The organism is Cupriavidus mimosae (assembly GCF_023952485.1).
Classification (GTDB): domain Bacteria; phylum Pseudomonadota; class Gammaproteobacteria; order Burkholderiales; family Burkholderiaceae; genus Cupriavidus; species Cupriavidus taiwanensis_C.
In genome coordinates this window covers 1-9,472 of record NZ_JALHRY010000038.1, presented here as the reverse complement: position 1 = coordinate 9,472, position 9,472 = coordinate 1, and the positions used below count along the sequence as shown (strand labels likewise).

Here is a 9,472-nt window from a genome sequence, read left to right as displayed (position 1 = left end):
GGTTGAACGCACCAACGACCAAGGTCTTCCATCCACCGACGCTCTCTTCGGCAATGAGTATCCTTGGCGGAATCTACATAGGGCTGTTTTTTTAGATAGCCGATAACCGCGTTGACGTCCTTGGCCGCATCCATACCGCTTGCCACGGCATCGCATCCGTGCCGACGGAGGTAGCCTTCCGAATTACCATAGCCACGCATCATGGGCTCGGCCACGACATATCCGCGCGACAGCAAATAGCCCGTCGCAAAATTAAAACGAAATCGTGTGGTTTTCCAGGAATGAGCCGTGGTTTAGTACCGCAAGAAATGGACTCGGACCCGGCCGGGTGTACAGCGTGACTTCGAGCTTGACCGGATCGTCGGGATTTCCTTCCACCAGAATCACCCGCTCGCTTTTCTGCACGACCTCTGGAAGATGCTGCTTCGGTTCCCTCTCAGCGAGGGGCGCACAGGCCGCGACGAGCAAGGCCCCCGAAGGCCAGAAGCAAAGAGAGATGCTTTGACATGGATTTACTTTCTCCCTTCGCAAATGCCGTGGCGGTTTCGTTCATCGTTCCACCTGTACATTGTTCATGCCAAGCCGCCCCAGGCTGCCCGCCAGCCGCAACCGCGTGGCTTTCCAATCGGCCAGTGCCTGTACGCGCTGCTGCTTGGCATTGGCCAGCGCCGTTTGCGCATTCAGCAGTTCGAGAATATTGCCGACGCCGGCCTGATAGCGATGTTCGGCAGCGTTAAAGGATTGCTGCGCAGTATCGAGTAGCGTTGCGCTGTACTTCACGCTGTCCGTGGCGGTTCGAACGGCCTGATAACTGCTCCACACCTCCAGCCCCACCTGCTGGCGCGCAGCATCCAGACCGTCGTGCTCGCGTTCGAGCTGTGCCTGGGCCTGATGGATCCGGTACAAACGGCCAAAACCTTCAAATAACGGGATCGTGAGCTGAATCCCGACATACCAGTCGCGTCCGGTAGCCGGAAAGCTCGGGACGCCGAGCCCTAGCGTAGCTGGCTGATTGTTCAGGCTGTAGCGGGATACCAGGCCGAGGCTGGGCATGCCCTCGGCGCGCGTCTGGTCAACCCTGGCCGCCGCCGCATCCACCTGGGCCTCGGCGGCCATCACGCTTGGATGTGCCTGCCTGGCGCCCTCGATCAACTCGCCAACCGCCTGGGTGAACTGCGCGTCCGTCCTCACCTCGTCGCCCACACCGGGCAGGGTGAGCGGCACGTCCGGCGATAGATTCATGTCAGCAGCGAGCGTGCCAACGGCGGTTTGCCACTGGCCGTCCGCCTTGGCGCGGTTTAGTACCGCCTGCGTATAGGCCGTCTGTGCCTGCAAGGCATCCGAGATGGGCGCCACGCCTTTGTCCACCCGCCCCGAGGCCGCGCGGAGGCTGTTCGCCGCCATCGCCTCCACATCGCGCGCCGCAACCAAGGCGCCCGCACTCGCCTGGGCCGTGTAGTAATCCTTGGCCGTGGTCACGAACAGGCTTTGCACGGTGGCATCCTGCGTTGATTGTGCGGCAGCCAGCAATGCCGATGCGCTGCTCACGGCAGCGCTACGCGCACCGAAATCGTAGAGCACCCAATTCAATGCCACGTTGCCGGTGCCCACATTGGCGAGCGTGGCCGAACTCAGATTCGGATGCCTGGTCACATCCGTCCTCGCCCCGTCTCGCACGTACTGCCCGGTGCCGTTCACGGTCGGCAAGTAGCCTGCCCGCGCAGTCCCCACGCCAGCGGCCTGGGCCTTGACATCGGCCCAAGCCTGGCGCGTCTTTGGGTTGACGCATAGCGCCCGTTCGACGGCCTCGCCCAGGAGCAGCGGCGAGACTGGCGGCCCGGCCCGACATCCGGCGATGTCCGGAATGAGCGCGCCGGCAGGGGTGGCCGGAAGGTGCTGCTCCGCGCGCAGCGGGTCGAAGGCCTGCGCGTCCTGGACCAGCCCCCATAGCCCGGCCAGGATGAGGGTGAGCGGGATGCGTCTAGCGTTCACGCAAGCTCTCCTGAGCGGCCTCGATCACGGGGCCTAGGAAGTATTCGGCCACCGTGCGCTTGCCGGTACGGATATCCGCCGTAACCGCCATGCCAGGCGTGAGCGCGATCCAGCGGTTCTCCACCCGGATGCGGTTAGTGGTGAGGCGAATACGCACCGGAAAGGTGAGCCCAAGCTTCTTGTCGTTGGTAGCGTCATTCGACACGGAGAGCACCGTGCCCTCGATGAAGCCATAGCGGGAATAGGGAAACGCCTCCACCTTGACCGCGACAGCCTGGCCCACGTCCACAAAACCGATATCCTTGTTTTCCAGTTGTCCCTCGACCTCCAGCGTGTCGTCGGGCACGATTTCCATCAGCGCCTGGGCCGTGGTCGCGACACCGCCCAGTGTGTGCGCGGCGAGTTGCTGCACCGTGCCGGCCACGGGCGCGGTGAGGCTCATCAGTTCCTGGCGCGTCTGCGCCTTGGTCTCATCGTTGCGGCTCTGCGCCCCCTGCTGGGTGTGTTTCTCCAGCTCATCGAGCTGGTCATGCCGAAACTTCGAGGCTAGCGCCCCCAGTTCGGCCCGCTGCTCGGCGATACCGGCCGTAAGCTCCAGCACGTGGGCACGCTGGGCCGCCAGCTCGTTCTCCAGGTCCAGGGCCTTCTGTTCCTTGTCCAGGTAATCGTGACGCGCCACATACTTGTCAGCCACCAGCGCCTTATAGTCCATGGCCTGCTGGCGCGCAAGCGGCGCGGTGGCCTGTAACCGTGCCACTTCGGCCCGTGTGCTGTCCCGCGCCGCCTCGCGCTTGTGCAGCTCTGCCTGCGCGCTGTCGATGCGATCCTGATACTCGCGCCAGGCGCCATTGGCCAGATGCTGGGCTTCGCGCATTCGGTCTTCCGACGCGCCATCCACCTGCACAACCTGCGGCGGTTGTTTGATTTCCTGCGCGCCAAGCAGCGCCCGCGCACGGGCCGCACCGAGGCCGGCATCGACGCGGGAGAGGTACGCCTTGTCCGCATCGGCGGCGGCCTGAGTGGTGTCGAGCTTCACCAGCAACTGGCCCGCCGCCACGCGCTGGCCATCACGCACGAGGATTTCGCGAATGACGCCGGTCACCGCCGGCTGAATCACCTTCACCCGCGCATTGGGTACAAATTTCCCCTTGGCAGTTACCACGATATCGAGCTTGCCAAAGATGCCGATCAATAACACCAGTCCGGTTAGCGCCACAATGATTCGCATTGTCCAGCGGGGCGCCGGATGCGCTGGCGTTTCCGCCAATTCCAGATGGGCGGGGAGAAATGCCAGTTCGTGCGGGGTCCGACTGGGCGCGTCCAACTCGCGACGGATGTGCCAGGCCGCCCGGAATACGCTGGCGTAGCGGCGCAGCGGCTCACGCAGCGCCGCCCATTGGGATACGCCGGGGGTACTCATAGTCCGCTGTCCTGTAACGAGACGAGATGGGCATAGTAGCCACCCAGTGCCAGCAACTCCTCATGCCTGCCCCGTTCCACGATACGGCCGCCGTCCATGGCAATGATCTGGTCGGCGTGGCGCACGGCGGTGAGCCGGTGGGCGATGATGATCACCGTGCGTCCGGCGCAGATGGCCTTCATATTGTTTTGGATAATTCGCTCGGTCTCGAAATCGAGCGCACTGGTGGCTTCGTCGAACACCAGCACGCGCGGATTGGTCAGCAGCGCCCGTGCAATCGCCAGGCGCTGCCGCTGGCCGCCCGAAAGGTTGCCGCCGTGTTCACCGACCACCGTGTCGTACCCTTCCGGCATGTCGCAGATAAAATCGTGCGCTCCCGCCAGCTTCGCCGCTTGCATGACTGCCTCCAGCGGGGCGCCGGGATCGGTGAGCGAAATGTTGTCGCGGATCGAGCGATTGAACAGCAGGTTCTCCTGCAACACCACGCCGATCTGGCGGCGCAGCCAGGAGGGATCGGCCAGCGCGAGGTCGATGCCATCTATACGCACCGCGCCCTGCTCCGGCAGATAGAGTCGCTGTAGCAGTTTGGTGAGCGTGCTCTTGCCTGAGCCCGAGCGCCCGACAATACCCACGACGTGGCCGGTGGTGATCCCCAGGCTCACGCCATCGAGGATCGGCGGGCCGTCCGCGCGATAGCGGAAGCGGATGTTCTCGAACACGATGCTGCCCTTGATGGACGGCGGCGTTTGCCGGCTTTGCGCCAGCTCCGTGCGCGTATTCAAGATGTCGCCGAGGCGGCTCATGGATATACCGACTTGCTGAAAATCCTGCCACAGTTGCGCGAGGCGCAGCACCGGGGCGCTCACGCGCTGCGACATCATGTTGAAGGCGATCAGCGCGCCCACGGTCAGCTTGCCGTCGATGACGAGCTTGGCTCCAAAAAACAGCGTGCCGAGCGTCACCAGCTTCCCCACCAATTGAATCGCCTGCTGCCCGACGTTGCCGAGTGAGGTCACACGGAAGCCCGCCGCGACGTATGCCGCGAGCTGGGTTTCCCAGCGTTTGACGAACTGCGGCTCCACGGCCATGGCCTTGACCGTTTCGATCCCGGACACCGATTCCACGAGGAACGATTGGTTATCCGCGCCACGGGCGAACTTGTCGTTCAGGCGCTTGCGCAGCAACGGCGTAATGAAGGCGGAAATCGCACCGTAGAGCGGCAAGGACAGAACCACCATCAGCGTGAGCCAGACGCTGTACAGGCACATGACAGCGAGGAACACCACAGAGAACACCAGATCGATGAGCGCGGTCAGCGCCTGGCCGGTCAGGAAATTTCGAATGCTTTCCAACTCCCGCACGCGTGCCACGGTGTCGCCCACACGCCGCGCGCCGAAATAGGCGAGTGGCAAGGCTACAAGATGGCGAAACAGGCGCGCGCCCAGTTCCACGTCGATACGGTTGGTCGTGTGCGCGAATACATGGTTGCGCAGGCCCGTGAGCAACACCTCAAATACCGAGCTGACAAGGAGCGCCAGGCACACCACGTTGAGGGTGCTATAGGTGCGGTTCACCAGCACCTTGTCCATCACCACCTGGAACATCAGTGGCGACACCAGCCCGAACAGTTGCAGCGCCATCGAAACGCCGAGCACTTCCAGCAGCAGGCGGCGGTACTTGACCACCGCCGGGATAAACCATGAGAAATCGAAGCGAGCCAGCTCGCCTGCCAGGGAGGCGCGCGAGGTGAAAAGCAGGATGCGCCCGCTCGTACGCGCCACTATCTCTTCGATCGGCTTGGGTGCGGGCGCCGACATGCCGGGCTCCAGTATCAGCGCGGTCTTGCCATCGGAACCGGCGAGAATGAAATGCCGGCCCGCACTGTCCAGCACCAAGGCCGGGAATGGGGTCTTGCCAAGCCGATCTGCCACCAGCGCCACTGCTCGGGCTTTCAGGCCCATGCCACGAGCGGCTAATACCAGATCGGCCTCAGAGAAGGACTCGCCACCGAGCGCGGCGGCATGGCGGATTTGCGCGGCATCCGTAGCAATGCCATGAAATCGTGCGATGAGCACGAGCGCAGCCAAGCCGGCATCGTCGAGACGCGCCAGGTTTTCGTTCGAACCCATGGATCAGTGCGAAATTGTTCTTGTTAGACGGGGTGGCTATCGACAAGCGTAGAAAAACCGGCGCCCTCGCAAGGGCGCCGTCTGCTACCGTCGGGGTGACGTATCAATGAGCCGCCAGTTGCAGTGTGGTTTGATCCTGGGGCAGCGCCTGCGCAACGATGCTACCGGCTGCGTCCGGCGCATACGCGGCCATTGCCTGAATCAACTGATTCACTTGTTTTTGGGCGAAGGTATCCGCCGCGCTAGGCGTCTGGCCGTTGCCCGGATTGAACATCAGATTGACCCCGGCAATGTCGCCCGTGGTGCCATCGGCGCGCGTGTACGTGCCGTCATCCAGGATGGTGTTGCCGTTGCTGTCCTGGCTGATGTGCGTGGCATCCAGGTTGATCCCTGCAATACCCAATTGGTCGAGGGTGTACAGTTGCCCGCTCTGGAACTGGCCGGTGCCTGTCGTATCACCCCACACCTTGAGGGTCTGCCACGTTGCCACGTTGGCGCCCACATTGAAGACGTTGTTGCTGGTGCAGACTAGGTCATTGGCACCGGTGTTGATGGTGTTGTTTGTACCGTTCGCCGTGACCGTGACATTATTGCCGGCGTTAATGGTGTTGCCAGTGCCGTTCACTGTAGCGGTGGCGCCATTCAGAAGATTAACGGTTGCATTATTCGCATTGACCGTCGCACTAGTATAGACATTTTCGGTAAGCAGATTGCCAGATGGATTCGTAACGGTCGACGTGCTCGGCGCTGTTCCAGTGAACTTTACCTGGATCGTATTACCGGATGAGTAGTTCTCCGACATCGAACCAATCTGATTGGTCGCGTTGTTGTTCGTAAAGGTGACCGATTGAAGGGTTCCAGGCGCGGGAGCCTGTGCGCCACTGGCTGCGCCGTAATAATTGAAGTAGGCCTGCCAGTTAACACTGTTCGGCAAGGTCGCATAGACGCCCATTGCACTATCAATCAGAATCTGCCGATCAGAACCGATAAGGCTACTGGAGCGAATATCCGTGGCATGTTGCGTATCAAGTAACGACTGAAGCCCGGTACTACTAACGCTACCATCAGGATTCGCCTTATACTCGCCCGCCAAATAAATCTGCGGACCATTATTGCTCAGAATCTCCCGCTGAACCACCCAGTTGTTATAGACTGCTTCGCCCTCTTGATGCAGGCCGACCATGGCGCTCATCGCATAGGCGTCTGGACTACTGGACGGAACTGCATACGCCGATTTGAAGTCAGTGTCGGCTTTCACATTCGCGAAATGACCGATCTCATGGGCCAAGCTACCGATGACCTCGCCATCCGGCCAAGTTTTCCAATTGCTAGCAAACGTAATTCCTCCCCCTTCCTTGAAGAACATGCTGCCATCGGGCCCTTGAACAATTGGGTTCAATGATCCCGCAGCAACTGCCGCCTGGTAATCCAATAGCTGGGACACAAGAGTTGGACTCTTGTTTATAAGTGCAATCTGACTCGTTGAGAGTCGGACGTTACCCCACATTGATTCATTGCCCGTGATAATCTGATTACTTGTCATGGTAACTCAACCATTTTCCTGTTTTGAAATAAACTGATATTTGTTGCACAGTCAATCGTAGAGAAGCCAACTATCAACTCAATCCAATTCTCCTTGTAATTGAATCCATAAAAATAGTCCTCACCCGGGTGATCATAATTTCTATGTGATATACCTCGACCGAATTTATCAAAGAGCACGCCACGAGTTATACATATATTATTTCGATCAAGATAATCACCAAATGACACCCTCGGCAGCCCTCCATCACTCGGCGCAAGGGTTCCATATGACGCGCTGGGAGTTGTTGAATAAAGAAAAGTTTCTTGAGACGCCGATGCGATCTTGAAATCCCGTCGGATTCCAATTAACTCATTAGTTTTCGGATGAAAGGCTTGATGCGGCTCTCCGTGGCTAAATTTCAGTCGAAAGCTTTCCGCCAATAGTTCGCTATTTGTTAAATCGCCATGCTCAATGACGTTATTGATCGCTGCGAGAAAAGCCTCCGGTGTTCTGGCAGCATCTGATGCCGACCGCGAGCCCGCGCAGCCATATAGGTAGCCAATGGAGATAGCAATAGCAAGCACTGTCGCTTTGCCTGAAAGATGGCGCCCATTACGCCTTCGATAGCTGATCATTTGAGCTTTATCACCTCCAAGTATGTTGACACCCAGCGTCAAACACGCAAATCTGGTCATGCCCTTAGGCACGCCTCCGCCATGCTGAATAAACTCAGAAAAAATGCACCGAATATTCGCACGAGCAAACCAGCCCATCATTTATTGCAGCACAGGCGGCCACACGGATTCTATAGTCGGACCTGAAAAATTCAGTCTGAGGGCCCAGCGTGGCTGGAGGGTGGATGATTCTGGTCGCCCCATCGGTTGACTGCGGCAATGCGGGCAAGGTCGATTGGCTGCATTCCTGGCGGATCGAGCCATACCTGTGAGCAGAGTCAAGACGAAAAAAAAGAACGCCCGCGGATGCCCAGGCGGGCAATTGCTCGCGGCAGCCAACGGAGATTGAAGCCTGCGGCACAGAGGATAGGGGACGGCGTTACCGATTTCGCCCTGACGCATGCCGTGATCCGCTTTGACATGGCCGATGACAGGCTCGACCGCCTGGCGACGTTTAAGCATTCTGCGCTGGCGACGATTCATGGTTTTGATTCTGCCGCGGTGAATCACCTTCACCGGCGTCACTTCGGCATCGACCCCGCGATAACCGAGGTCAACGATAGCAGTGTGGGGCTTGCGCGATCCCGGCAGGTCCTGAAGCAGGATAGCGGTTTGCTCGAGTTGGATGTGTAGTGTGTGACCATCGTAAGGATTGCCAGGAAAGCTGCGAGCACCGACGATGAGTCCCTGATTGGCAGTGATTGCCAAACTCACCTTCACACCGAACTCATACGGCTGGGGGGCTTTGCCCTTGGCGACACACTTCACCTCGGGTGCGTGCAGGGCGTAGAGCTTGTTCTTGTCCTTGACGCGTTGCTGCGCAATGCGTCGGGCACGTTCGAGCCAGGGACGCAGACGCTCTTGCTGGTCCTCGGCAAGCGCCGTCATCTTGTGTTCGATGTCCCGTAGTACGCGGCCGAGCACGGTGCGCTGACGCTTGAGCACGGTTCTCAGCAGTTTGAACTGCTTGGCATGCGCATAACCACCCGCACGAAATCGCAACGACTTGCCTTCCCTGCCAAAGGTCTGCTTGAACTCGATGCCGGCGCGTTTGGCCAGTTGCACCACCTTGGCCCGCGCTACCTCCAGCAGACGGCTGTCGGTCGGATAGGCAATGGCCTTCTCTTGCACCGTGGTGTCGACGACGACCCGTTCGAACTCAGCCGGTTTGATCACGTTCATTTGCACGGCGGCAGCAATCGTGGTGGCCAGCAGTTCCTCGACGCCAGCCTCACCCAGAGCCTGCCGGAAACGCACGAAGTTGGTCGGGTCACACGGCAGCCGCATCTGGAAGTACTCCTCGCCGCAGAAGTACTGCCAGTACACGTTCTCCGCCCAGCGCTCGCACACCGACTCGTCGCTCTCGTTGAAGGCATGCTTGAGGTAGAGCAGCCCGACCATCAGCCGGATCGGAAGGCGAGGCCGGCCTGCGGCACTGATGCCTGCACCAGCCACCGCCAACATCGGTCCGAACAAGTCCTCGCCGACCACGTTGCTGCCATCCTTCGCCTTGCGCGCAAGCACTGGCGCCAAGGCTGCCTCAATGCTGTTCCACGGCATCCGGCTCGCCAGCACTGCCAGCGGATGCCGAAGATCAGTCATCCCGTCCAGGCGGCTGCGAAAGAAGTCCGGTGTGCTCATCCGCAAGTTCCTCAAATCTCCCAGGATTCGAATCAGATTCATATTCGATCTGGGAGTTCGGCACGCAGCGAAATTTTTTGCTAAACCTTAG

General features: G+C 59.9%; 5 protein-coding genes and 2 pseudogenes. All 7 read right to left on the bottom strand.

Going from position 1 to position 9,472, the window contains the following annotated elements; genetic code table 11:
• Positions 1 to 215: pseudogene (locus MKD50_RS29625) on the bottom strand (hypothetical protein); the annotation flags it as partial.
• 334 nt (positions 216 to 549) lie between these two features.
• The gene (locus tag MKD50_RS29620; RefSeq protein ID WP_012354588.1) at positions 550 to 1,992 is read right to left on the bottom strand and encodes a TolC family protein; all 1,443 of its coding nucleotides are present in this window, start codon (positions 1,990 to 1,992) and stop codon (positions 550 to 552) included.
• Positions 1,982 to 3,412 carry an HlyD family type I secretion periplasmic adaptor subunit gene (locus MKD50_RS29615; RefSeq protein WP_012354589.1) on the bottom strand — a complete coding sequence of 477 codons (1,431 nt, stop codon included), beginning with the start codon at positions 3,410 to 3,412 and terminating at the stop codon, positions 1,982 to 1,984. The genes MKD50_RS29620 and MKD50_RS29615 overlap by 11 nt, the downstream gene beginning before the upstream one ends.
• Positions 3,409 to 5,541, bottom strand: a complete 2,133-nt coding sequence (locus MKD50_RS29610) for a type I secretion system permease/ATPase (protein WP_012354590.1) — start codon at positions 5,539 to 5,541, stop codon at positions 3,409 to 3,411. The genes MKD50_RS29615 and MKD50_RS29610 overlap by 4 nt, the downstream gene beginning before the upstream one ends.
• 103 nt (positions 5,542 to 5,644) lie before the next feature.
• Positions 5,645 to 6,907: an SPM autocatalytic domain-containing protein gene (locus MKD50_RS29605; RefSeq protein WP_145987295.1), complete on the bottom strand. Its 1,263-nt coding sequence runs from the start codon at positions 6,905 to 6,907 to the stop codon at positions 5,645 to 5,647.
• Between the two features lie 173 nt (positions 6,908 to 7,080).
• Positions 7,081 to 7,842 (bottom strand): hypothetical protein, encoded by a 762-nt coding sequence (locus tag MKD50_RS29600; protein ID WP_145987296.1) that lies wholly within the window; start codon positions 7,840 to 7,842, stop codon positions 7,081 to 7,083.
• A gap of 176 nt (positions 7,843 to 8,018) precedes the next feature.
• Positions 8,019 to 9,381 (bottom strand): annotated as a pseudogene (locus MKD50_RS29595) (IS5 family transposase).
• Positions 9,382 to 9,472 lie beyond the last annotated feature (91 nt).

Bases quoted from the DNA above. Each gene is read 5' to 3' on its own strand.
- MKD50_RS29615 (WP_012354589.1), bottom strand. From the start codon at position 3,412: ATGAGTACCCCCGGCGTATCCCAATGGGCGGCGCTGCGTGAGCCGCTG.
- MKD50_RS29610 (WP_012354590.1), bottom strand. From the start codon at position 5,541: ATGGGTTCGAACGAAAACCTGGCGCGTCTCGACGATGCCGGCTTGGCT.
- MKD50_RS29605 (WP_145987295.1), bottom strand. From the start codon at position 6,907: ATGTTCTTCAAGGAAGGGGGAGGAATTACGTTTGCTAGCAATTGGAAA.
- MKD50_RS29600 (WP_145987296.1), bottom strand. From the start codon at position 7,842: ATGATGGGCTGGTTTGCTCGTGCGAATATTCGGTGCATTTTTTCTGAG.